25 protein-coding genes and 5 pseudogenes are annotated in these 24,404 nt (G+C 41.0%); 10 read left to right on the top strand and 20 right to left on the bottom strand.

The genetic code is table 11. The features are described from left to right. Positions 1-108: 108 nt before the first annotated feature. From atpF to M595_RS01695, 12 genes and pseudogenes are all read right to left on the bottom strand, one after another. Complete coding sequence (gene atpF, locus M595_RS01640; RefSeq protein WP_023064168.1) at positions 109-1,446, bottom strand: F0F1 ATP synthase subunit B; 1,338 nt, start codon at positions 1,444-1,446, stop codon at positions 109-111. A gap of 3 nt (positions 1,447-1,449) precedes the next feature. Beyond that, complete coding sequence (locus tag M595_RS01645; protein WP_023064188.1) at positions 1,450-1,725, bottom strand: F0F1 ATP synthase subunit C; 276 nt, start codon at positions 1,723-1,725, stop codon at positions 1,450-1,452. Then, positions 1,718-2,413, bottom strand: coding sequence for a F0F1 ATP synthase subunit A (locus M595_RS01650; protein WP_023064094.1), 696 nt, complete (start codon positions 2,411-2,413; stop codon positions 1,718-1,720). The genes M595_RS01645 and M595_RS01650 overlap by 8 nt, the downstream gene beginning before the upstream one ends. Positions 2,414-2,436: 23 nt before the next feature. Beyond that, on the bottom strand, positions 2,437-2,724 hold the full coding sequence (locus M595_RS01655; protein ID WP_023064070.1) for an ATP synthase subunit I: 288 nt from the start codon (positions 2,722-2,724) through the stop codon (positions 2,437-2,439). 39 nt (positions 2,725-2,763) lie between these two features. Next, positions 2,764-3,519 (bottom strand): annotated as a pseudogene (locus M595_RS01660) (SDR family NAD(P)-dependent oxidoreductase). A gap of 40 nt (positions 3,520-3,559) precedes the next feature. After that, a pseudogene (locus tag M595_RS01665) lies at positions 3,560-3,841 on the bottom strand (AtpZ/AtpI family protein); the annotation flags it as partial. A 35-nt stretch (positions 3,842-3,876) separates the two neighbouring features. After that, entirely contained in the window at positions 3,877-4,266 is a 390-nt protein-coding gene (locus tag M595_RS01670) for a F0F1 ATP synthase subunit epsilon (RefSeq protein ID WP_023064251.1), read from the bottom strand. Between the two features lie 26 nt (positions 4,267-4,292). Beyond that, complete coding sequence (locus tag M595_RS01675) at positions 4,293-4,622, bottom strand: hypothetical protein (protein ID WP_023064220.1); 330 nt, start codon at positions 4,620-4,622, stop codon at positions 4,293-4,295. Between the two features lie 146 nt (positions 4,623-4,768). Beyond that, positions 4,769-6,184, bottom strand: a pseudogene (atpD, locus tag M595_RS01680) (F0F1 ATP synthase subunit beta). 6 nt (positions 6,185-6,190) lie between these two features. Then, positions 6,191-6,448, bottom strand: a complete 258-nt coding sequence (locus tag M595_RS01685; protein ID WP_023064222.1) for a hypothetical protein — start codon at positions 6,446-6,448, stop codon at positions 6,191-6,193. A 36-nt stretch (positions 6,449-6,484) separates the two neighbouring features. Next, positions 6,485-6,826: a cupin domain-containing protein gene (locus tag M595_RS01690; protein ID WP_023064142.1), complete on the bottom strand. Its 342-nt coding sequence runs from the start codon at positions 6,824-6,826 to the stop codon at positions 6,485-6,487. Positions 6,827-6,847: 21 nt separating this feature from the next. Then, a complete protein-coding gene (locus M595_RS01695) occupies positions 6,848-7,363 on the bottom strand; it encodes a DUF2267 domain-containing protein (RefSeq protein WP_203418988.1) in 516 nt (171 codons plus the stop codon). Positions 7,364-7,598: 235 nt separating this feature from the next. Between M595_RS01695 and M595_RS32960 the strand changes: the two are divergent. Then, positions 7,599-7,823: pseudogene (locus tag M595_RS32960) on the top strand (YrhK family protein). Between the two features lie 2 nt (positions 7,824-7,825). Here M595_RS32960 and M595_RS01700 read toward each other — a convergent pair. Further along, complete coding sequence (locus tag M595_RS01700) at positions 7,826-8,449, bottom strand: hypothetical protein (RefSeq protein ID WP_023064238.1); 624 nt, start codon at positions 8,447-8,449, stop codon at positions 7,826-7,828. Positions 8,450-8,655: 206 nt separating this feature from the next. Between M595_RS01700 and sbcC the strand changes: the two genes are divergently transcribed. The 3 genes and pseudogenes from sbcC (at position 8,656) to M595_RS32055 (ending at position 12,428) form a co-directional block, all read left to right on the top strand. Then, the gene (gene sbcC, locus M595_RS01705) at positions 8,656-11,745 is read left to right on the top strand and encodes an exonuclease subunit SbcC (RefSeq protein ID WP_023064237.1); all 3,090 of its coding nucleotides are present in this window, start codon (positions 8,656-8,658) and stop codon (positions 11,743-11,745) included. Positions 11,746-11,772: 27 nt separating this feature from the next. Then, complete coding sequence (locus M595_RS01710; protein WP_023064152.1) at positions 11,773-12,066, top strand: nucleotidyltransferase family protein; 294 nt, start codon at positions 11,773-11,775, stop codon at positions 12,064-12,066. After that, positions 12,063-12,428: pseudogene (locus M595_RS32055) on the top strand (HepT-like ribonuclease domain-containing protein). The gene M595_RS01710 and the pseudogene M595_RS32055 overlap by 4 nt, the downstream one beginning before the upstream one ends. Before the next feature lie 155 nt (positions 12,429-12,583). Here the strand turns inward: M595_RS32055 and M595_RS01720 are convergent. The 4 genes from M595_RS01720 to M595_RS01735 form a co-directional block, all read right to left on the bottom strand. Next, complete coding sequence (locus M595_RS01720) at positions 12,584-12,808, bottom strand: FeoC-like transcriptional regulator (RefSeq protein ID WP_023064225.1); 225 nt, start codon at positions 12,806-12,808, stop codon at positions 12,584-12,586. A gap of 20 nt (positions 12,809-12,828) precedes the next feature. Beyond that, positions 12,829-15,174: a Fe(2+) transporter permease subunit FeoB gene (gene feoB / locus M595_RS01725; protein WP_023064114.1), complete on the bottom strand. Its 2,346-nt coding sequence runs from the start codon at positions 15,172-15,174 to the stop codon at positions 12,829-12,831. Positions 15,175-15,192: 18 nt separating this feature from the next. Then, positions 15,193-15,822 (bottom strand): FeoA family protein, encoded by a 630-nt coding sequence (locus tag M595_RS01730; protein WP_023064257.1) that lies wholly within the window; start codon positions 15,820-15,822, stop codon positions 15,193-15,195. A 554-nt stretch (positions 15,823-16,376) separates the two neighbouring features. Further along, positions 16,377-16,679 carry a hypothetical protein gene (locus M595_RS01735; RefSeq protein WP_040483417.1) on the bottom strand — a complete coding sequence of 101 codons (303 nt, stop codon included), beginning with the start codon at positions 16,677-16,679 and terminating at the stop codon, positions 16,377-16,379. A gap of 631 nt (positions 16,680-17,310) precedes the next feature. On the opposite strand from M595_RS01735, the gene M595_RS01740 reads away from it, so the two are divergent. From M595_RS01740 to M595_RS30960, 4 genes are all read left to right on the top strand, one after another. After that, positions 17,311-17,796, top strand: a complete 486-nt coding sequence (locus M595_RS01740) for a hypothetical protein (RefSeq protein ID WP_023064264.1) — start codon at positions 17,311-17,313, stop codon at positions 17,794-17,796. Positions 17,797-18,081: 285 nt separating this feature from the next. Beyond that, positions 18,082-18,399: a hypothetical protein gene (locus tag M595_RS01745; protein ID WP_023064260.1), complete on the top strand. Its 318-nt coding sequence runs from the start codon at positions 18,082-18,084 to the stop codon at positions 18,397-18,399. A gap of 1 nt (position 18,400) precedes the next feature. Continuing rightward, a complete protein-coding gene (locus tag M595_RS32640; RefSeq protein ID WP_023064093.1) occupies positions 18,401-18,529 on the top strand; it encodes a hypothetical protein in 129 nt (42 codons plus the stop codon). After that, entirely contained in the window at positions 18,529-18,672 is a 144-nt protein-coding gene (locus M595_RS30960) for a hypothetical protein (RefSeq protein WP_023064078.1), read from the top strand. The genes M595_RS32640 and M595_RS30960 overlap by 1 nt, the downstream gene beginning before the upstream one ends. On the opposite strand, the gene M595_RS01750 is transcribed toward M595_RS30960, so the two are convergent. Further along, positions 18,669-19,181 carry an ARC6/PARC6 family protein gene (locus M595_RS01750; RefSeq protein WP_023064258.1) on the bottom strand — a complete coding sequence of 171 codons (513 nt, stop codon included), beginning with the start codon at positions 19,179-19,181 and terminating at the stop codon, positions 18,669-18,671. The genes M595_RS30960 and M595_RS01750 overlap by 4 nt on opposite strands. 125 nt (positions 19,182-19,306) lie before the next feature. On the opposite strand from M595_RS01750, the gene M595_RS01755 reads away from it, so the two are divergent. After that, on the top strand, positions 19,307-19,906 hold the full coding sequence (locus M595_RS01755) for a DJ-1/PfpI family protein (protein ID WP_023064095.1): 600 nt from the start codon (positions 19,307-19,309) through the stop codon (positions 19,904-19,906). 102 nt (positions 19,907-20,008) lie between these two features. Here M595_RS01755 and M595_RS01760 read toward each other — a convergent pair whose 3' ends face one another. Beyond that, entirely contained in the window at positions 20,009-20,863 is an 855-nt protein-coding gene (locus M595_RS01760) for a DUF547 domain-containing protein (RefSeq protein ID WP_023064146.1), read from the bottom strand. 31 nt (positions 20,864-20,894) lie between these two features. Further along, positions 20,895-22,991: a glycosyltransferase family 2 protein gene (locus tag M595_RS01765; protein WP_023064200.1), complete on the bottom strand. Its 2,097-nt coding sequence runs from the start codon at positions 22,989-22,991 to the stop codon at positions 20,895-20,897. Between the two features lie 179 nt (positions 22,992-23,170). Between M595_RS01765 and M595_RS01770 the strand changes: the two genes are divergently transcribed. After that, positions 23,171-24,379, top strand: coding sequence for a glycosyltransferase (locus M595_RS01770; RefSeq protein ID WP_023064218.1), 1,209 nt, complete (start codon positions 23,171-23,173; stop codon positions 24,377-24,379). Positions 24,380-24,404 lie beyond the last annotated feature (25 nt).

Below are 24,404 nucleotides of genomic sequence, written 5' to 3' on the forward strand. Positions count from 1 at the left end.
GTCTACATTGTTAAAACTAAATTCTAGGGTTAAACGTGATAACCCAATTAGCTTTATCTTAGGAAAATAATGATTTAGATCCATCTATCTAAATTGGTAAATTGTACTCTAACCCCGGAAAGAGGGAGCGCGATCCTCTTCCTTGAGAAGCATGGAGAAGCGTTCATCCAGGTTTTGAACGTAGCGATCGAGACTCCAAACAATCTCATTCCCGGCGAGTTGTAATTCTATTCCGCAGATGAGATCGGGCGATCGCTTAAATTTGATTTCCTGTTCATTTCCGTTGAACAACATTACTTGCTCTAGAGTTTGGATAATTTCTTGTTTTTGAGCGTCAGGAATTTCAAAACTACTGCGAATCATCAAATCTGAATCGGACTGCTGTAAAGTTTGAGCGAGTTGTTGTTGCTGGGGAAAGTTCACAGATTGTAAACGTTTGAGGAAAGTGGCGATCGCCTGTTCTTCTAAGGAAGCATCAACAATATCTTTTAAAGCGTGACGGGCAACTTCACAAGAATATTCGATCAACTGTTGCTGAAGTTTTTCTTCCGAAGAACGGGCTGTTTTTTGTTGATTGGCTTGCCGTATTTCCGCCTGTATAACTTCAGAAATATCCCGCTGTATTTGCTGGAGATAATCATGAAAACTCCAAGCCAGTTCGTAGCCTCCCGCTAACAGTTCAATTCCACAGATGAGATCGGAAGATGGCTCAAACTGAACCAAAATTTTTTCTTCCTCCTCTTCTTCCGCTTCTGTCGGTTCGGCTTGACCATTTTGATCTTCGCTATTTTGATCTTCAATATCTTCCGGTTCTAGCGTGAGAGATTGATCGGGAAAAATCTGCTGTTGTAACAGATCAAAAATCTGGTTTTGGGTTTCTTCAGATAGTTCAAACCGACTGCGAATTAAAATCGGTTCGGGGGACTGTTCTAAAGCTTGAGCGATGGTTTCTCGTTCGGAATTCTCTAAGTTTTGCAAGTTGCCGATAAACCGGGATACAACTTGCTGTTCTAGAGAAATTTCAGCCAAATCGAATAATATTTTTCGGGTGATTTCGACGGTTTTTTCACTGACTTTTTCTTGCAAGCGATCAAAAAATAATCGCTGTTTTCGTCGAACAGAAGCCTGCCATTTGGCTTGAATTTGATCGACTTCATCTCGAGCATTTTTTACCAAAGTTTGGCGATGCTGTTCGGCTTTTTCCTTCGCTTCCGACATCAATGCGTTCCGTCGTTCGTTTAATTGTTGTTGCTGACGGCGATAGGAACTCGCTTCTTTTTTAGCTTTTTCTCGCTCCTGTTCGGCTTCTTGCCATTGGGATTCTATATGTTTTTGACGCTTGTGCATCGTGTTCAGAATCGGCTGATAAAGAAACCGTTTCAGCAAGAAAACTAAAATGATGAAGTTAATCAGTTGGGCAATAACTGTAAACCAATTGATTAACACGAGTTATGCCCCTCCTTGTTGAAAATGGTTCCAAAAAGGATTGGCAAAAATCAAAATCATCGACACAACAAAACAGTAAATTGCTGTGGATTCAATTAATGCCATTCCCACAAATAATGTGCGGGTAATGGTATTCGTTTTATCGGGTTGTTGAGCCAAGGCTCTCATGGCATTTGCGAGGGCGAGTCCTTCCCCAATTGCCGGCCCAATTGCACCCAATCCGATGCACAAACCTGCGGTAAAAATCGAAACCATTCCTACTAATCCGAGATTATCCATTTTCTTGATGTTGTTGAGTTTGTTTTTGAGCTTGCATTCCGGAGGCAATATAAACGAGCGTTAAAATCGCGAACACGTAGGCTTGAATCACGCCAACTAACACCCCAAAAATTCGCATCACTGCCGGAAAAAATAGCGGTACAATTGATAACAATATTGCGACCAAAAGACTTGTACTCATCACATTCCCAAACAGGCGAACCGCCAGAGAAATTGTCCGCGAGATTTCGCTAATAATTTGGAACGGTAACATAAAGGGTGAAGGCTGAATAAAATGCTTTAAATAGCCTTTTAAACCGCTATTTCTAATCCCAAACCAAGGAACCGCAACAAACACCCACAGAGCAAGCGCGGCAGTGGTTGATAATGAACCGGCGGGGGATTCATAAACGGGAAAAATCGTCAGAATATTGGCCAAGGCAATAAACAGAAATAGCGTTCCAACTAGGGGTAAAAATTTACTGGGGTCTTGTTGGGCAGCACCGCGAATTTGGGTGTTAATGGTATTGACGATAATTTCTAAGCCATTTTGCCAGGGCGACATCTGCGGTTCAACCGATAAATGACGAGTCACCCACCAAGACCCCAACACCAAAATTGCCATCACCAACCAAGTATATAAAATGGTTGCATTCAGAACAATAAATCCCCATTGCCAGATAATAATATTGTCAGGACTAATCTCCATAGTTTCAATTCTAGATTTTAATTCTAGAGGTCAAATTTGATTTTATTGTTCGGTTGCCAACGACGAATTAACAGGGTGCGGGCGACTAAAAATCCGACTAATCCAATTAAAGCCCGTTGCCATTCTCCATCGATGATTAGATAGAAACCCAGTAAAACAATCCCCATACGACCGAGCAAACTGCCAATGGTTAAACGCAGGGGCCAAAGCGTTGTGGGGAGTTGTTGAACGGTAATCCAAAGACTGGTAAAATAGAAGGTTCCTAAGACAATCCCCCCCAGTCCAGCTAAGATAATATCCCAAGTATTCATCGTTATTTCTTAGACCTCTAACCTAAAGTTTACACTCAATTATTGGGCAGTATAACCGCCATCAATCACCAGTTCAGAACCCGTGATAAACTTCGATTCATCCGAAGCCAAAAATAAAGCGGCATAAGCCACATCTAGGGGTTCTCCAATGCGCCCCAGTGGATACAATTTGCCGATTTATTCTTTAGATTTATGCCGTTCTTCGGCTCCATAATCGGCCATTTGAGTATCAACAATACTCGGATGAATTGAGTTGACTCTGACTTTTTTGGGTGCCAATTCGATAGCAGCATCTTTTGTCATCGTGCGAACGGCGCCTTTACTGGCTCCGTACAACGTTTGACGGGCGACCCCAACTAACCCCGCAGTTGAAGATAGATTTACAATCGAACCTCCGCCTTCTTTTGCCATCGCCGGAGCGCAATGTTTCATCCCCAAAAACACCCCCAAAGCGTTGACATCCATGAGCTTGTACCAATCTTCAATGGTCGTATTTTCTAGCTCTTTGTACAACAACAGACCCGCATTATTAATTAGTATCTTGGGCAATTTTTGATGATTATAAATCTCCTGTAATACTCGCTGCCAATCTTCCTCTTTGGCAACATTTTGAGAAACAAATTGAGCTTTTCCGCCACTTTTCTGGATCTCATTAACAACTTCTTGACCTTGATTTTCATCGATATCACTCAGGATAACATCCGCACCTTCTAAAGCAAATAACATCGATGTTGCCCTACCAATTCCCGAACCTCCACCCGTAATTAATGCCGTTTTATTGTCTAGTCTACCCATGTTTAAATTCCTCCTCTAGAGTTAGTGTTTAGCTAATAATTCAATCCTGTTGACTTTCTCGCTGTACCCAATACCAGGCATTAAAACAACCCAAAATCACACCCAAAAATAACAACATGAGCGTCCAAGAATAGGGACTCGGCCAATTCGTATCAATCCAAACCCCTATAAAAATTCCAATTAATGTGGGAATCGCTATCGCCCAACCCACCAACCCAAACATTGCCAAACTGTACCAAATGCCCCGTTCTTCTTCGGTTCTGGCTTTAATTCTGCGGTTATATTTTTGATCAAATTGCTGTTTAAACGCTTTGTAAGCTTCAGCCTTCTTTTTGGGTTATAATCGACGCGATCGCTTTACCACTGGCTTCCTCCTGACTTAATAAATCCGCGAATAAATCCGGCTTCTAATTGGGCTTCCGCAGAACGAGCTTGTTTTTCTTTATCATCTAAACGGCGATATTCTTCGTTAACAGTTTGTTGTAAGCTGTCTAAATTTTCTCCCAGTATGGCTTGGCGAAGCGAAACAAAACCCTCACCCCCACATTTAACCAAAATCCCCCGATCTACCGCCACAAACCTTTCCCCTTTCTGAGATTCAAAAGATAAAATTCCCGGCACAATTGCGGTGACAAAATCAATATGATTCGGTAGCAAAACAAATGACCCATTTTCGGCTTCTGCGGTTACCTTATCAACGGTTTCTTCTAACAAAATTTTTATCGGTAATAAAATCGTCAATCTCATTATTTTTTCATAGGATCTAAAGTAAGTTACTGTTGATTTTCGCTCTCGGATAGTTTTCGAGAGGCATAAACCGAATAGGAAATTAAACCCAATGCAAACAAGCCTGTTGAAAACAGACCGAACGAAAACAGACCGAACGAAAAAATACCCGCCGAAAAAATACCCACCGCAAAGATTCCGACAGAAAATTGACCAGCAGCAAAGACTCCGGCAGCAAAATTACCCGCCGCAAAATAATTCCGAACAAATTGGCCCGCCGAAAACGGTTCAGGTAAGAGCAAAATACCGACAGCCATTAACGCTAAGACAATAACAGCAATCACCCAATTATATTTTTGAAGTAAACTTATATTCATGGCTCTAAATAGGATACATCTATCTATCATTATGCGGTTACTTTATCAACAGTTTCTTCTAACAGAATCTTGGTCGGCAACAAAATTGTCAATTCCATTAATTATTAACATAATCTAGAGTGGGCAAAAGTTAATCAACCCTAGGATTATTTCTTTTTATTCTTGTTATTATTTTTATTTTTCTGAGCTTCATCAATCTTACCAATCATATAAAGAGAACGCTCGGAATAATCAGAAAATTCATCATTAAGAATGCGATCGCATCCTTCTATTACTTCCTCTGTACTCACCAATTTTCCCTTCTTCCCGGTAAACTGTTCTGTGGTGAAAAAAGGTTGAGTTAAAAACCGCTCTAACCGCCTCGCCCGAGCCACCGTTTGTCGGTCAGATTGCGAAAGTTATTCTATCCCCAACATCGCAATAATATCTTTAAGATCCTCATAACCTGCTAGGGTTTGTCGCACGTTTTGAGCCACTTGATAATGCCGTTCCCCAACAACCGTTGGAGATAACATTTTAGAACTCGATTGTAAGGGATCAATCGCCGGATATAAACCCTGACTGGCGCGTTTTCTAGACAGTACAATTGACGCCGATAAATGCCCAAACGTATGAACCGCAGCCGGATCGGTAAAATCATCAGCCGGAACATAAACCGCCTGTACCGAAGTGATCGCCCCCGTCGCCGTGTTGCTGATGCGTTCCTGCAATTGTGAAAGTTCGGTTCCGAGAGTCGGTTGATAGCCAACGCGAGACGGTAAACGCCCCATCAACCCCGAAACTTCCTGTCCGGCTTGAATAAATCTAAAAATATTATCCATCAACAATAACACGTCTTGTTTGGCGTCATCCCGAAAATATTCTGCCATTGTTAACGCCGCGTGAGGAACCCGAAAACGGGCGCCGGGAGGTTCGTTCATCTGTCCAAAAACCAGCACCGTATTGTCTAAAACTTCGGCTTCTTTCATATCCCGATAAAGTTCCTCAGCTTCGCGGTTGCGTTCGCCCACTCCGCAAAACAAACTGATTCCTTCGTGATGAGAAACCATGTTATTAATCATTTCAGTAATTAGCACGGTTTTTCCCACCCCCGCACCGCCAAAAAGTCCGGCTTTTCCCCCTCTTTCTAAGGGGGTTAATAGGTCGATAGCTTTGATTCCCGTTTCCAGGATTTCCGAACGGGTTGAACGCTCGTCCAAAGGCACCGGATGCTGGTGAATTGATCGCCATTCTCCCCCTTCAATTGGGTCTTGATGATCGATGGTTTCACCGAATACATTAAACCCCCGCCCCAACAGTCGTTCACCGACGGGAACTTGTAGGGATTTTTGGGTGTTTTTTACCTTTGAACCTCGGGCGAGTCCCGAACTTGAAGTCAGGCTAATTCCCCGCACAGTTTCGCTATCGATATGAGAAACAACTTCGATCACAATCCGATCATTTTCACCCGCATTTAAGCGGGTATAAAGTTCCGGTAAGGGCGGGGAAAATTTCACGTCAATTACGCTACCTCGGATAGAAACAACGGTTCCCGGCTGATATTTTTCGGAAGTTTGATTCATCACCAATTAATCAGGATTATCTGGGTTGGAAACGGGAGATTTTTCTATCGCTTCTTCCATGCGTTCTGACATGGACTCTTGACGTTTTTCTTCTTGGAGATGGGCTTCGTTCACCAGTTCTCGCGCTTTTTCTTGAGTGATGTCCGCTTGTTCGTCCGCGTTATTAGCTTGGGGTTCTGCCCGTTTCGCCATTGATTCTTTACGCTGCTGAGAATTATGACGTTCTTGAGTCATTATTTCTCTTGATTGTTCGCTGGTACTCATAAATTTAGTCCTCCTTTTTTGAATTTTATATTGACTTTAAACTTGGTCGCGTCCGTACATTTCTGCCGGGGGACTCGTGGCTTCTACTGCGGTAAACGGTTCGATGATTTTATAGGTATGGCGGGCGCCTTTGGGAACGACCCAAGAATCGCCTTTTTCCAGAATGACTTTCTGTCCTTCCAGGTACAATTCCGCTTTACCTTTGATTACAAAACCGACCGTTTCATAGTCCCGTTCAACGATGGGTTTTCCTTCGTGGGGCTGTTCATTTTCCCACAACCGCATCGACATTGTGCGACCAGAAACTAAATATTTCTGATCCATTTCACCTTGGGGTGAATATTGAGAATTTACTTTTTTGACGGTTTTATCTACCATGAGTTTAGTGTTTGTTAATGACTATCGGTTAGCGGCTTCAGCTTGCATGGGTTGCGGCCAAAGCTGTTTGATTTCTGTCGGCATCATGTTAATGACTTGTTTAACTTCGCCTGCTGAAACCCGACTTGAGATTACGTTGAAAACCGCCCGAACTAAGTTTTCAATGCTAATATTTGTTGATTCCCATGCGGGTAATTGTTGTTCTATGGAATCTAAAAATTTTCCTTGAGAACGGGTTTGATCGGGGTTGGTTGCGGGTTTCCAATCTTCGTAGTAAAATCCGGTCAGCAATACCGGGAATTGGGCGCCCAAATGAGTCGCTTCTTCTACGGTTAAGCGATCGCGCAATTTATGTAGTGTAACTCGCAGTCCTTGAAATATCTGTTCTTTATTTTCACACTCCAATATTTTGGCAATATCGTTAACCCATGTGTGAGTTTGTTCTAATGTTCTATCAAATGTTGCTATGCCAGTCATAATAGGAGAGATGTAAATTCCTTCAATTTCTTTGCTGCTGGCTACTCTGCTTGATTTCACCTTCTTATTAAATAATATTAAACTTTTCCCCTCTGTTTTCATCCCTCCTAAGGAAGATATCGACTCATAATAAGAGGTACGACTTGAGTTAGAGGCTTAATGAATGAACCGGGTATATTTAATTAATTAAATTTTTTTAGCTCGAATTAACGCCCAAACTTAATGACAATTTAATCCCAACTCGATCAAAATTTTGATCAACTTAATCACCGATGTTGAATGGGTAAAGCCGACCGTGAAACCGCTCAAGCAAATTATTTATAAGTACAGGTGGATTCATACCGCCATTGGTATTTTAGGTAATACTTGTTTTGTGATTGGCAGTATTTTATTCTTGTTTTAATCTCACAAAGATGCTGGGGTTTGGCTGTTTATTGTTGGCAGCGCCGGAATGTTGATTGGCAGTGTCGGTAATGCCTTCGTGATGGCCGAAAAAAGCGGCAACAACAGAAGAAGATAAAATTAACTCTCCCGACCCCAGAGGGCCAGTCCACCTCCGCGTCCTCTGGCGGCGATCGCTTTTTCTTGGATATAAAAATAGGCGAAAAATGCTTGTTTGTTTATGCGATCGCTATAAAACTTTTCTTCGCTTTCTGCGCCGCCACGAATATAGCCATCATACAACTTCACTCCGAATAATATCACTTTCATGCGGGTGAAGTCAAACGCCAAAATATTCTTTTTTTCTTGAAATTTGACAGGCCCGCTGAGTGTTAATTTCAATCCCCCCAACTTCACCGAATTTTCAACATTTCCCGCTTCAAAAGCTTGTTCTAAATTGACTTGAGGAGAAGCCGAAGAATCAGAATAAGAGAGATAAATTTTCACCCAGTTGGGAAGATAACGTCCGGGGCCTAAAGCGGTACCGATTTTGCGGCGAGTTTTTTGGGTTCCGGTAATAAAACATAACCGCCAAGTTCCCAAAAATTGACTAAAGTTTGACGGTTCTTTCAGTTTGCTAGCGGTTTTTTCTTGTTCAATAAGTGCCTCTACAACAGCTTCAGTCTTAGGCTTGTCCGGCGATTTTTTTAAGACATATTTTATTGCTTTTTCCAGAATGATGGAGTTTTGAGTTAATGAAGTCATCGGTTATAATAAAACTAAGAAGTTATGTGAGTCAAGTAACACTAATTTTAGTGTTTTTATCCGGATATCAACTCTAAATATAGCGTATCCTGCCCTGATTGAACTGCAAAGATCAGACTCCCCAAATCTTGAACCAAACTGTAAAGAATTATAAAATCTGGATTAAACTCGTGACAACAGGCGAAAAATAGTCTTAAAATCACTCTATGATTCCATATAAACTGACGCTCAAAAACTTTCTCAGCTATCGAGAAGCTAGCCTGGATTTTAGCGGACTGCACACCGCTTGCATTTGCGGCCCAAATGGGGCGGGAAAATCTTCGCTACTCGAAGCGATCGCCTGGGCAATTTGGGGCAGTAGTCGCGCCGCCACAGAAGATGATATCATTCATCTCGGAGAAATGGAAGCTCAAGTTGACTTTGCTTTTATTGGTGAAGGAAACCTCTATCGAGTGATTCGTAACCGTCGCCGAGGTCAGTCTGGAAGCTTAGATTTTCAGGTTGCAACTAAACCCTATAATGAAATTCAAAACGGTGCAAAAATTGAGTTTCGCCCTATCGGTGAACGGGGAATGCGAGCGACGCAGCAGAAGATATTAGATCAGATTAAACTCGATTATGATACTTTTATTAATTCGGCTTATTTGCGTCAAGGACGAGCGGATGAATTCATGCTCAAACGTCCGACGGAACGCAAAGAAATTTTAGCCACTTTACTGAAACTTAATGAATATGATAATTTAGCCGATCGTGCTAAAGATTTCTCTCGACAATATAAAGGAAAAATTGAACTGTTGCAACAAACAATAGACAATACAAAGCAACAGCTTCAACAGCAAAATGAAATTACTCAAAAGATTACTCAACTCGAAACCACTCTCAACCAACTCAACACCCAACAAAACACCGAACGAGAGCAATTACAACAGCTACAAGCCAGTCAACACCATCGTCAAACCTGGGAAAAATTGCGTCAAGGTGAACAACAACAATATCAAACAATCTCTCAAGATTATCAACGACTTCAGCAAGAATTTAATACGACTCAACAGCAACAGCAAGAACTCGAAGCTATCTTAAAACAAGCCTCAGAAATTCAAGCTGGATACACTCAATTTCAAACTCTACAAGCAACAGAAGAATGCTTGTCTACAAAGTTTAAAGCCTATCAAGAAGCCCAACAAAACCGTCAGCAACTTCAGGAACAACAGCGGCAAATTTTGCAGCAATTGCAGCAAAAAATACAAAATATAAATATACAGTCGGAGGGGTTAGTCCAGCAAGAAAATGAACAGTTAGAAGTCTTAAAGCAACGTTCAGAAGTAGAAGCTGCTTTACTCGAATTACAAGCTGCTCGTAACCATTTAAGTCAACTCGATGAACTTCAGGTTAAGGTGACGCCTATATTACAACAACGCCAACAATTACAAAGCCAAATTGATCGGGCTTCGGCGAGTTGTAGTGCGCGTTTGGAGGAGTTATCGAAGTCCATTCGTCAAGTGCAACACAGTTTACAAACTCATCCCGAATTACAGCAAACTTTACAACAAGTTAATACTCAAATTAAAGAGTTAGAAAAAAAGAAAGTTTATCAACAACGAGTCCGAGAAAAAGGATTAGAACGGCATAATTTAATGGAGCGGTTATGTGCGCGACAACGAGATTATGAAATGCAACTCTCTGAATTGGATCATAAAGTTAGCCTGTTAGGAATTCCGTCAAATGGGCAGAAAACTGATGATTCTTCGATGCCTTTATGTCCGTTATGTGATCGCCCTCTAGATGAACATGGCTGGAATTTAGTTGTTGGAAAACATCGTAATCAGCAGCAAGAAATTCGCGATCAAATGTGGGTTGTGAATGAACAGTTAGCCTTAGCCGAGCGAGAAATTCAAGGGTTTAGAGATGAGTATCGTCAGTTAGATCGGGAATTAGCGCAGTATGAAGAATGTCGAGAACAACGAGGTCAAATTCAGGCAAAATTAGAGGGGATAGAAGAATCTCAGTTAAGGTTTCAAAAACTGAAATTAGAGGCGAAAGAAATTGAGCAATTGCTACAAACAGGTGAGTTTGCGGCAGAATTGTATCGGGAATTGCGACAGGTTGATCAACAGTTAAAGCAGCTTAATTATCATGAACAAAGTCATGTTTTAGCTCGGAATGAAGAAAAGCGTTGGCGCTGGGCGGAAATTAAGCAAAGTCAACTCCAGAGTGCTGAAAGTAAGCTCTCAAATATTCAAGTTAAAAAACCTGAGTTAGAAGCCAATAAAGCCGCATTAGAACAACAGTTAACTCAACAAGAAAATCACTCAGAATTACACCAAAAAATTGTAGCTTTAGATCGTTCTCTTGCTGAAATTGGATATAATTTAGAAGAACATAATCAAGTGCGATCACAGTTACGTCAAGCCCAACAATGGTTAACTCGGGTAGAAAAGTTAAATTCAGCCCAACAACAATATCCACAAGTTCAACAACGCTTAGAACAAATTCAGCAGTTAAAAACCAGTAAAGCTCAGGATATTAAAGCGGTTGAAACTAAAATTTACATTCTCGAACAAAAGCTCAAAGAAACGCCTGATTTAAACGAACAAATTCAGCAGTTAGAACGACAAATTCAGCAACGTCGTCAACAGATGGATCAAACCTTAAGTCAGTTGGGCAGTCTGAAGCAGCAGCAAGCCTATTTAGAGAGTTTAAACACTCAACAACGTGAACAAAAACAACAGCTTGAAACTGCTCGTCGTCAATATCGCGTTTATAGTGAACTAGCACAAGCCTTCGGAAAAAATGGCATTCAAGCCTTAATGATCGAGAATATATTACCACAGTTAGAAGCAGAAACCAATCAAATTCTCTCACGATTATCTGCTAATCAATTACATATTCAATTTATCACCCAGCGAGCTGGACGCAGTAACAAATCTTCTAAAAAGAAAACGGCGAAATTAATCGATACTTTAGATATTTTAATTGCAGATGCCCAAGGAACTCGACCCTATGAAACCTATTCGGGTGGGGAAGCGTTTAGGATTAACTTTGCCATTCGGTTAGCCCTCGCCAAATTACTCGCTCAACGGGCGGGAACCGCTCTACAAATGCTGATTATTGATGAAGGTTTTGGCACTCAAGATGCCGAAGGATGTAGCCGTTTAATTGCGGCTATTAATGCCATTTCTTCCGATTTTGCTTGCATTTTAACTGTGACACATATGCCCCATTTAAAAGAAGCCTTTCAAGCCCGAATAGAAGTTGAAAAATCCCCCACAGGTTCCCAGTTGAGATTGTTAATGTAGTGTACTTTTTGCATTTCTAAAAAAGCCATGTCATTAATGAGATTATTACAAGAAAAACGCGATGAAATTATCAAAATTTCCGCCCGACATGGCGCGTTTAATGTGCGGGTGTTTGGTTCGGTAGCAAGGGGAGAGGAAAAAGAAACAAGCGATATTGATTTTTTGATTGATTATGATTTGGAAAAAACGACTCCTTGGTTTCCGGGTGGGTTACTGATGGACTTGCAGGATTTGTTGGGCTGTCGGGTGGATATTGTGACGGAACAAGGGTTAAGTCCTTTGATTAAAGAACGAGTATTGAGCGAGGCAAAACCGTTATGAACCCGGAACGCGATCGCGTTTATTTGGTGCATATTTTGGAGTGTATCGATCGCATTCGAGATTATACAGGCAACGTTCGGGAAAATTTTATGAATAATTCTTTGGTGCAGGATGCAGTATTAAGAAGGTTGCAAACAATGGCGGAGTCAACACAACAGCTTTCGGATGATTGAAAAGCAGAAGCGCCGGATGTTGATTGGCGGGCATGATCTGGATTTAGAAATGTTTTAGTCCACGATTATTTGAACGGCATTGATTTAGAGCGAGTTTGGGATGCTCAAGCCAATTATTTGCCGGGGTTGGAATCGGCGGTTAAGCGACTCTCTGAATATTTGGAACGGAAGTCAAAAAGGAAAGATTAAAAAACAATTGAAGTGGGGTTGGAGTTCTTAGCGAGTGGAAAGAAACGTAGTTTTTGCTTCTCCAACTCATACCCAAACCACATCGATAACGATCTTTAAAAACGAAAATGGGCCTGACGATTAGACCCATTCTTTAAAAGCCGAGGGGGTAAAAATCAATTATTTTTTCCCACCCATTCGTAAAGTTCAAAGCTTTCGGTTTGACAGTGGCTACACCCGCCACATTTTTCGATACATTGTTTGTGAACTCTACCTTTACGAACGAGCCGGTTCAGCATTCCCCGCAACGCTTCGCCATCGGTGCGAAAATGAACTTCCATTTCAGATAACGACGCCTTACCCCGTTGGGCGAGATAATTTTGCAATTCGGTTAAAATCATCGTAACTTTCCCTTAATTGATTACAAATCCATTGCAGTTGCCTCTGGGGAAGTTTGACGGCGAACCGGACGCGCCATCCGCAACACAAACAGGGTTCCAACCGTTAGTATTCCCATCGCCAACAACCAGAGGGAAGAGAAAACCGGATGTTCGCCAAAGCGGGCAATTTGATAGAAACTCGTGGCAACAATATAAGCCATTCCCGTCGTCCAAAATGCCACAAATACCGTCCAATTCAGATTCGTTTCCCGGTACACGGCCGCCGTCGCCGAAACGCAGGGAAGATACAATAATACAAACAGCAAATAGGCAAACGCCCCGACCTTGCCATCGAACCGCTTCGCCATCGCCCCAAACGTTCCGAGGGTAACTTCTTGTTCTGCGGCGGCGGTTTCTGTATTATCAACGCTGCCAATATTTAACCCCAACGGATCGAGTACGGCGCTCGGAAGTTCGGCCAAATTCGCGGGAATACTCGCAAACGCCTCCCCGACATTGCCCCAAAAACTAAATTCATCCTCGGCCGCCAGTTCGGGATTGTCTTGAATTGCTAATTGACCGTATACTGCATCTAAAGTCCCGACCATCGCTTCTTTGGCAAACACGCCCGTAAAAATCCCCACCGTCGCCGGCCAATTTTCTTGAGTCACACCCATCGGCGCAAATATCGGCGTCACCGCCTGGCTGCTGACACTGAGAAGGGAATCTTTGCTATCCTGATTTCCGAAAGAACCGTCAGTTCCCAAAGAATTCAACAAACCCAAAACCATCACCATCAGCACGATGATTTTTCCCGCCCTCCACAAAAAGGCTTGCAGGCGATCCCAAGTTCGCAGCAACACGCCTTTCATCCGGGGCAAATGGTAGGGGGGCAACTCCATCACAAACGGCGAAATTTGCCCTTTCAGGATGGTGTGTTTCATCACCAGCCCGGTAAAAATCGCCGCCAAAATGCCCAAAAGATACAGTCCGAAAACCACGTTTTGACCGCCAACCGGGAAGAAAGCCGCCGCAAACAGCGCGTAAACCGGCAATCTCGCCCCGCAGGACATGAACGGGTTCATCATAATTGTCATCAGGCGATCGCGAGAATTTTCCAACGTGCGGGTTGCCATGATCGCCGGAACGTTGCAGCCAAACCCCACCAGCATCGGCACAAAAGACTTACCGGGGAGTCCGATAAACCGCATCACCCGATCCATCACAAACGCAGCCCGGGCCATGTAGCCGGAATCTTCCAGCATCGACAGAAACAGGAACATAAACCCGATCACGGGAATAAAGGTGGCGACGGTTTGAATACCGCCCCCGGCGCCGTCAGCCAACAGGGCCACCAACCATCCCGGCATACCGATACTGTTGTACACCCGCCCCAAACCCTCGACAAAAATCGTACCCGCCAGGATATCGAAAAAGTCAATAAAAGCGCTGCCGACGTTGATGGTAAACAAAAACATCAGGTACATCACGCCCAGGAAAATCGGCACCCCCAGCCAACGGTTGAGAACGATGCTGTCGATTTTGTCTGAGAGGTGGCCGCTGGCCTGTCCGACCCGTTCGGTGGCGTCTTGGGTGAGGTTTTGGATGAACCCGTAGCGGCTGTCAGCAACTAATATATCGATATCTTCGCCCAGAACTTGGTGAATGGTGTGGCGGTGTCGGGCGACAATATTGGTCAGTTGGGGCGTTGCCAGTTCCGGGGCGACCCGTTCATCGTATTGGAGGAGGTTTAAAGCCGTCCAACGGGGTTCGACGATGCGGAGGTGGCTGTGTTCGGTAATGTAGGGGATCAGTTCGTTGATCGCGTCTTCGATCACCGCCGGATACGCGACATAATGGGGCGATCGCGTTAATTGTTTGAACATCTGGCCGATGGTTTCGATCAGGCCTTTGACGCCCCGGCTTTCGGCCGCGACAATGGGAATCACGGGCAGTTCCAGGCGTTGGGCGAGCCGTTCGGGATCGATGGTAATGCCCCTTTTTTCGGCAATATCCATCATGTTTAAGGCCACCACCATCGGCAGGCGCATTTCCATTAACTGGGTTGTTAAATAAAGGTTGCGCTCCAGGTTGGAACCATCGACAATATTGATTACCAGTTCCGCTTCTCCCGACAGGAGATAATCCCGGGCGACCAGTTCATCCATCCCGGTGGCGGTGTCTTCGGCGTCGAGGGAATAGACTCCCGGCAGATCGACGACGGTTATGGTTGTATTTTGATATTTGAATTGTCCCTCTTTGCGATCGACGGTGACTCCGGGCCAGTTGCCGGTGCGCTGGTTCGATCCGGTGAGGGCGTTGAACAGTGTTGTTTTGCCGCAGTTGGGGTTGCCAATTAGGGCAATTATCGGTTTGAGGGGTGCCATCTTCAACTCCTTTCGGGTTTAGGTTTGACTGAGGACTTCGACAATTAAGGCATCGGCTTCTTGTTTGCGGAGGCTGAGGTTGAACCCCCGCACGTTGATTTCGATCGGATCGCCAAAGGGGGCAACCCGAATCACCGTAAATTCGGTTCCGGGGGTGAGTCCCATCGAGAGCAGTTTGCTTTTGTAGGCCCGGTACGCTTTTTCGTAGCCCAGGATGCGCCCGGCGGTTCCCGAGGGGATTTCTCGCAGATAAATAGAAGTTTCTTGAGTTTCCATTTTGGGTTCCTCCTGTTGAGTGTTGAGGGGTTCGTCTGTCACCATGATTTTTTCTGCCATTCCCGCCCCCAACCCCAGGCGGTTATCGGCAATGGCTACCACGACGGAGCCGCTGTTTTGCGTGCTTAAAACTTGCAGTTCGATACCGGGAGTGAGTCCCATTCCCAACATCCGGCTCATTCCGCCTTTGCCGCGAAAACCCACCACCCACACCCGCGTTCCAGACCGGGCTTGAGTTAGAGGGAAAGACTTTGGCGCCGTCGGTTCCTGTGAGTCCGAGGTTGGGGAGGGGGTGCGAGTTCCTCCAAAGTATCTAAAGCTCCAGCTTTTACCTTTTTGACCCTGTTGAGGCTGATTTTCATTCTTATTCAATTGTTTAACTCCTGTTGAGTAGAGTTCGCGTCAGCCTTTTGAAATCTATTCCTATCTAGCTGTATTTATTAAATTAACATCTCTGTATTTCTACTCAGTTTATTTTTTATAAAAATTTAGCTTTTGATTGTCCTTTGCTTCTTCGGTCGTAAGAGCGGGATTTTGAGGGATTTTCAACAGTAAATTTAATTGAGAGAATGCCCTCCTACAAAGGGTTTTAAGGGAAAAATGGTTGTCTATGTCACGATTTGTATAGAGATCGTTTTTCTGAGCAAAATATGCTATTTTATCTACTCTGATTCTGAAAGAAAGTGCTCAAGATAGAGATAGAGTTAACCGCTGCCATTCCCGCTAACTGTGCCGATTTTAGATGATATAGAGTCACAACAACACCTAATTATCCTCAGATTACATTTTTATCAATTGATAATCAATTTCAATTATCTTATATCAAATACGGAAAATAATTCTACAGATCTTTGATCTGAAACTTAATTAAAAATTATCTCAAAAAGCTTAAGGGGCTAATTTCTGGCATCCTTCTCACTTCATCCTCAATCTCCCCGATTGCTGTCACCCCCCCAAGGATTTTCACAAAAAAGTTTATGCGCCTCAAAACTCAAACCCGCCTCCTGTGCTTTTCTTTCTAAGTATTGAATATCTCTGGTGCGTCTGATTCTAGCTTGAGCGCGAGTTGAACCACCACTGCTAACATATGTCCAATCCCCGTCGCCAATTTTATATTTATATTTACAGACAAAATTACCCACAGCCGGCCCTTCAAAGCGAACAGGATGTATCAATATTGGATTGGCGGAAAGTATACTAACAGCTAAGAACAGAGGAAGTTGGTTCATTATTTCTGTATCATAAAGGACAACAATATTATTAAGTTGGCTACGGAATAGAGAAAGGATTGACTCACAGAGATAAATTAATTTTTGATCTAACCTGGAACAGGTTTGGTATGATAGCTAAACTAGCCAGGGTGTAGCTGTCGCTTTATCTATTATATAAATTAGGAGGATGAAAACCGGGTATGAGAGCATTGTATCAGGATGGGTATTGAAGGGAAATAATGAAGATTTTTTGAAAATCTTTATTCAAACTGCAACTCTCTAAAAGAATTGAAGCGTGTGAGGGACAAGTCTTCACTATTTTTATGAATGACTTTGAGATTTACACATTGTTATCCCTCAAAAATCCTTCCCTCAAAAATCTAAGTGTATTAAAAGGAACCTTGGCTTATATGTCTCCAGAACAAACGGGAAGCATGAATCACTTTCTTGATTATCGAGCTGATGATGATCATAGAATAAATTAGAGAATTGGCCCGTTTACTTATCCAGCTTTCTGAAAGTTGATCCCAATAAATATGATCAACGATCAAGCCGACTAAATCCGATCAAAAATCTTTAAATAAAGGCTTCTATTTTTTTCCTTCATACTGTATATTATGAGGATGGAGTGTTGTAAGAGAAACGGGTTATGAATCTCTATGATATCAAGAAAAAAATTGCCCAACTTTTAGCCTGTCATCCTGATGATATAACGACATCATATATTAAGTCCGTTATGCAAAAGTTAGGATATCTTCTGGACTTCCGAACTAAAGCCTCTTGGATGAGAACTTTAGAAATATTAACGGATTACTTTACAGAACAAGATCGAGTGTTTATCGGAACAGGAATGAACTGTGTAAGACGAAATCCGTTTTATAACTTTAGTCATATTCCAACGGGTAAAAACTGTTATTACCATCAAGAAAACAACTGGAATATTACCCATAAACTGCAATACTGTGATCCGACATTTGGGGCATTTACTCGGGATGTTTGGATTATATTTATTCCTGATAGAGCGGTTTACGAAATCCGAAGAATTCGCTTACGCCGTGAATATTTAGATGGGAGATATGAGGAGACAATTTATGACTATATTCCGTCTAAGGTGACTGCAATCAGCACTTGTTAATGGAGTTACGATATCTCCTTATAGGGGGTTAATTACAGAAAATAGAGGTAACAGAAGATAGAGTATAGGGATCTGAAAGCTGGAGAAGGTTTTTGAATTTCTATCAACTGTATAGTAAATTAATATCAGTCAGATGAACTTTCTCGATTGTTATCTGTTATGATTGTTTTCTCATAGGCGATCCGGGGATAGCTTGAGTCACTAATCTATCCCCTAAATTATAGTATCCGCTTTTTTATCGGCAATTACAACCCATATTTAAAGGGGTTAAATGCAAGCGATCGCATGGCTCAATTGCAAGAGTTGGCGAAGATCACCGCAGAGGAAGTTAAACGGGTTGAAAGCGTCTATGAGAACTTGGTAGAACAGTTGCATACCGAGGGTGAACGCCTGCAAAATACTTATAAAAATTTAGTTGAACAGTTGCACGTTTCTTTGCAAGCCGAACAGGAACAAGTGCAGCGAGTTGAGAGTGACTATCAAAATTTAGTCAGTCAATTTAATCAGGCTTTGGACTCAGGAAATAAACAATTAATTCACTATTTAGAAAGTGTCAGTGCATCTCAAAATCAGTTATTTACAGAAGCCGATAGTTCAATTTAAAGTGATTGCTGAAAGTTTGGTCGAAGAATTTTTAGAATGGAGTTTAACCGCCACATCGGGGGATGCTTTATCCATACAAATTCTGAAAACAATTTCTCAAGGTGAAATCGATTATGAGATCGCTAACTAATGTCAGGTGATCTAGATGAGATTTTAAAAAATAACCGTCCCCAATTAATTGAATGGCTCAGAGATGAATATTTAACTCTACTCGATCAACATATTATAGAAGCAAAACACCCCAGAAAAAAGCCCTTTAAAAATGGAATTTAATTAAGGACTTGAAAATTAGCTATCTTCCAAATTCCATCTCGATACTCAAGTTTATAGCGAACTTTTTGAGTATTAAAATTACTGTCTTTGACCTCACCATTTTGGTAAAAGGTGGTATCTTCTGTTACCTTAACTTCAATTGTTGCTTTATTTCCAGCCGCTGCAAATCGTTCAACGGTTTCTACTTTCTGCACGCCGTATTCATAATAGCCATCGTTTTCAATTAAAAAATCAATGGATTTTAAAGTATCTTGATACAGTTCGCCCGTGGTAAACTGTTCTAAAGTTCGACGGTCAAAAGGAGGGGCAAAAATCCTAGATTTTGCGTCCAACCATTCACTCACCAAATCGGCCGCTTCTCCCAACGTTATAGAGGGATTTTGAGCCAGTATTATTGAGTTTTGTGCAGTTAAAGAATCAAAGTGTTGTCCGGGCGAAGTTTCTGCAAAAACAGGTTCAGTCCACGCCAACGGGAACAAGAAGATTGCGGTTAAAATTCTGAGTTTCATGGCTTTTTCTCAATTCGTCGTCATTCCCAAGCTGAAAATAAACTAAACGTTACTACAAATTGCGATCGCCAATTTTCGGAAATTCGTGCTAAGAATAAATCAGTGCCAAATTGCAGAGGTTTAATATGACTGCAAAACAAATTTTGATGATCGTCGGTGATTTTGTGGAAGACTACGAATGTATGGTTCCCTTCCAGGCGTTACAGATGGTTGGTCATACAGTTCATGCGGTTTGTCCCAACAAAAAAGCGGGGGAAACGGTTCGGACTGCGGTTCATGACTTTGAAGGAGATCAAACCTACAGCGAAAAACCCGGTCATAATTTTAAATTAAACGCCACCTTTGATCAGATTAATGTTAAAAATTATGACGCTTTGGTGATTCCCGGTGGACGCGCTCCTGAATACATTCGCTTAAATCAACAAGTAATAGAAATGGTCAAACATTTTGCCCAAACTGATAAACCAATTGCCGCAATTTGTCATGGTGCCCAACTGTTAGCCGCAGCTAATGTAATTCAAGGAAAACGCTGTTCAGCTTATCCGGCTTGTCATCCTGATATAAAAATGGCAGGCGGAGAATATGTAGAGATTCCTGTTGATGAAGCGGTGGTTGATGGTAATTTAGTCACTGCACCCGCATGGCCTGCTCATCCTCGTTGGTTGGCGGAATTTCTGAAAGTATTAGGTACAACAATTGAACATCGAGAATTAACTACCGTTTAGTTATTTTACCGAATAAAAACTTATTGTAGGGGGCATCAGATTGGAAAGTTAAAATAAAGTTACTTATTCCATCTTCTGATGTACCCCATCCACATCAACTATTTATTGATCGTTAAGTGACCAGTCATAATCAAGATATTTAATCTGATATTTTCCATTCATCAAATACTCTTGTTCTGATTCATCGAGATATTGACTGAGAAAGTTTAAGACCGCACGTTCTTTATCACTGCCTGTAAATTTTTCTTGAACCTTGAAACTGGGAATAAAATCTTCACCAAACCATTTAAAGATCGAGGATAGATAAACTTTATTGTCTTGTTTATCAATTTTAAAATTCTGATTAAGGGCTATAAATCTACGGGTTTGTTTATTGAGTTGTTCGTCAAGTTTATCTCCGATATAGGGTTCCTGAAGTAATATCGGACAACCAATAGAAGCACAAACTAATCCCATATGTATGCGAGGTTCGTTGAATTGAACACGCAATATTTTATGTTCAATTTCATCTAATGTCACCTCTTTTCCAATGACCTTAAATTGAATTCTTGTCCACACTCCAGGAATGTCACGAATGCTTTTACTAGGATAGTTTTCAATAATAGCCAGTAACGTTAATGAGTTATAAGCATTAATCCAAAATGCAATTTTTTCTTTCTCTGTCCAGTTGGCAAAAGTATCAGGAGAAAGAGTCGCTAAAGACGCATTAAATGTATCTAATACTTGACGATTTTCTTTCAAGACTTTGTAGTTAACTTTTCCTTCTTGATCGACATAGGTAGAAAGAACTTGTTGATATTTTTGATAGTTAAAGGGTTTAGTTGCAGCTAAAGTTACGCTAGACTCGATTGAGTTTGAATGATTTGTGTCCAGATTTAAGGGTGTAGTTTCCGTCGCACAACTGGAGATTAAAAACAGGATTGGAATGAGTATAATTAAAGTTTTGAAGTTATTCATCGTTATGAGTAGAGGTTCAATTGGATTGAGATTATTTTGAGTCAATTGATGGATTAGGCTTGAACAGATGAGGTTTAAAAACCATCCATACACAACCTAAAATAAAAGGTAGCCACATTAAAAGTCGTTCGTTTAACGTCAAATACCAACTCAAATCTCCCAATGCTTTACGGTGTTGTAATACGAAATAAATAAATGCTGAAATACTCACCAAACGAGTTCCTAAATTACGACTAACAACGGCAAAGGGAACGAGCCATGTAAAATACCAAGCATGAATAATGGGAGAAACTATGAGTAAAGAAATTAGATAAAATTCAGAGAAGTAAAATAAGTGATTAGAGGAAAAATACCAGCCATTAAATAGTTTATTTTTTTGAGATTGGAAATATAACAATCCCCCGATTAATACTAAAGTTAACGGCATCAAATAAATGGAGTTTGCTAGAGTTTTCGGTTGCCAAAATAAATGAAGAATAAAGGGAAAAAATTCTGCACTGCGTCCGTTATTCACAAAACTGGAACCTGTAGGAATGATAGGACAGCTTACCGTTGAACAGAAGGGAATCGCACTCAATATTAAAGGTAAAGTTCCTAATAATAATACCATTATAGCAGATTTAAACCGAGGAAGCTGTAACCAAGCTAATAAACATAAAATGGGTAAAGACATCCATTTTATCGCAATACTAATTCCAATCCAAACCGCAATCCAACTTTGATTTTTATAATTTGAAATTAAACATCCTGCGACCAAGGGTAAGATGAACCAACTATCGTAGTGAGCGCCTCCTGCAAAAGTATAAATAATTAAAGGATTCCAAGCATACAGCAGTGTTTTTGTATAGTTAAACCGACGACTGAGAAGCCAACAGATCCCTAAATCTGCACCAATAAAAGCAATTTTAAACAAAAGAATTGAAGGAGAGATTGCAGCTAAAATCTTAAAGCCTAACTGAGTTAAAGGAGGATAAATTGCCGCGTGATCAAGATGATTTATCAATGACCACCAAGCGGTATGATAGGGAATAAGTTCAGGTGCATTAGGAGGTAAAAGATAGGGATTAAATCCGAGGTTTTGAATGTAGCCTTCCCAGAGATATCGCCAGACATCATCACCGGGATACATGGGTAATAATAACAACCGAGAAAGAATTGCGATTGCCCAAAACCAAATTCCATAAATACATTCAATTCCCCAACTCAAAATAAATCCGAGACTCATCAGGGTTATCCCGATCCAAAATTGAGGAACTGCCCCAACTTGGCGAAAGTCTCCATAGGGAATAATCCAAAAACAACCGAGTATTAATAGCAGAGAACTTAACACCTTAAGAATAGGATAATTAACTTTAATTTTTTCTATTTTGGTGTTTTCTAATCTATTTTTGCTATACAACTTACCTAGCGTTGTGAGAATGATTGTTCCGGCTTTTAAACTTCCTGATAATGTACCTGAAATTTTAGATTTTCCTCCTTGGCGATGATGATAATTAACCGGAATTTCCCGAATACTTAAACCCAATTCTACCGCCCTCGCTTGCATTTCTACTGTCCATCCAAAGCCTCGATCTTGCATTTGAATAGATTCTAAAGCGGAACGACGAATTAATCGCAAAGGCCCTAAATCATAATAACGATAACCCCAACCTAAATGAATCAGAAATGTTGCGAGTCCATTTCCAAAGTTTTGAACCGGAGTCATCGCCGCCCGTCCTTGAGAAGTAGCCCGACGATTTCCTAAAATAAAATCTGTAGTTTTATCGGTAAAAAATTGCGGTAACTCACTGAGATCATCACTACCATCTCCATCACAAAATAAAATCCATTCAATATGAGAAGGAAGTTGTTGCAATCCTCGCCAACAAGCACGACCATAACCGGGTTTAGGTTCAATAAAAACCTCTGCACCAGCCTGTTTTGCTTCTGCTACACTATGATCAATACTCCCATTATCAACCACTCGGATTTGAGTCAAATCCAACTGTTGTAAGGACTTAATTACTGTAGCAATTGTGGTTTCTTCATTCAAGACTGGAATGATAACAATCACCCGATCTAAATCCAGTGAATTCTGGTGGTCTTCGGGAAAATTTTGAGGACAATTCGCACTGAGTCTAAGCTGCACAAATCTATGCTAAATTTAGGTACATTACAATTTCAATTTAAGATGAGTTAGATGAGTTTTACCTGAGAAACAGTTTAACTTTAACTGAATTTGAGAGTTGACAAAATTATTGTTTTATGTATAACATTATTTATTGAGCGACTTTATTACCTAAAATTAATCATAAATTGTTAAAGTTTATGGGACAAGGAAATTACGAACGTCTGCGCCAATATTTTCATAATCCGAATGTAAATAAGCCTCTAGAAGAAATCTATGCAGATTTAGATGCTTATACCTATGAAATTTTTGAAAATGAACCTGATCGCTTTAACACTGTTAGTTTTTTTGTCGTTTTACCTCCTGTTCGCTATGAAGGAAGATTAATTAAAGGTTTGTATTTGAGTGAATCAGTCGATTTGTTGAACAAAGTATTACCCCAACTGTCGCAATATTTTTTCGCTCATGCTTATTCAATGTATGCGGCTTTTCCTTGGTCCAATACGGCTGATTCCTATTCTTCTATTTATGATAATCCTCATCGAAATCATTGGTTTCGTCAAACCTATCCTGAACGGGCTAATAAAATTCTCTTTTCTTGCTATGACTCCGATTTTATTAATGAATATGTAATCGCACCTAAATCTGTTCCTCAAAAAGATATTGATGTTTTATGTGTTTCTCGACTGTCAGCAGAAAAAAATATTCCAATTATTGCAAAAGCATTAAAAATTTATCATCATAAATATGGCACAAAAATCAAGATGACTTTGATTCCCGGTTTACATAATTTTAACGGAGTTGAGCAATTAGATTCTCATGCTCGCCGGGAATGGAGGCAAATTGAAGCCATTTTAGGTGATCCATTTGAGTATATTAATTTAGTTCCTTGGGCTGATTATTATCAACAAATGCCCGTTTATTATTCTAGTGCAAAAGTTGGGGTATTGGGTTCTCTTTTAGAAGGAAAAAATCGCTTTTTGAGTGAAGCGATGAGTTGTAATCTTCCGGTAATTTGTTTTGATGAGTTTAATCAATATCTGCGAGGTCAAGATGGTGCCTTTCCTGAAGGAGTAGGTTTATATGCAAAGTTTGATTCGGAATCTTTAGCGGATACTATTCATACGGTTTTAAAAAATCAAACAGCATTCAAACCTCGTTTAACGTACCTTCAAAATCGAGGACGTAAAAACTTTTTCAATACCTGTCTCGATCACTATTCTTATTATCAAGAAAACGTTCCTAATTATGTTCGCGGACAAGCTTTTAATAACCTCTGGTTAGATTTAGCAGTTCAACAAAATTATAAAATGAGTCTGTCTGATTTTCTCTACGGACGTTCGGATAAATCTCATTTACGGGGCTTAGTTAAAATTTATAAAATATTAAATCAATGGCTACAATTATAAGAGATTATTTTCCCAAGAGATAAGA

It is taken from the genome of Lyngbya aestuarii BL J (genome assembly GCF_000478195.2).
Lineage (GTDB): Bacteria > Cyanobacteriota > Cyanobacteriia > Cyanobacteriales > Microcoleaceae > Capilliphycus > Capilliphycus aestuarii.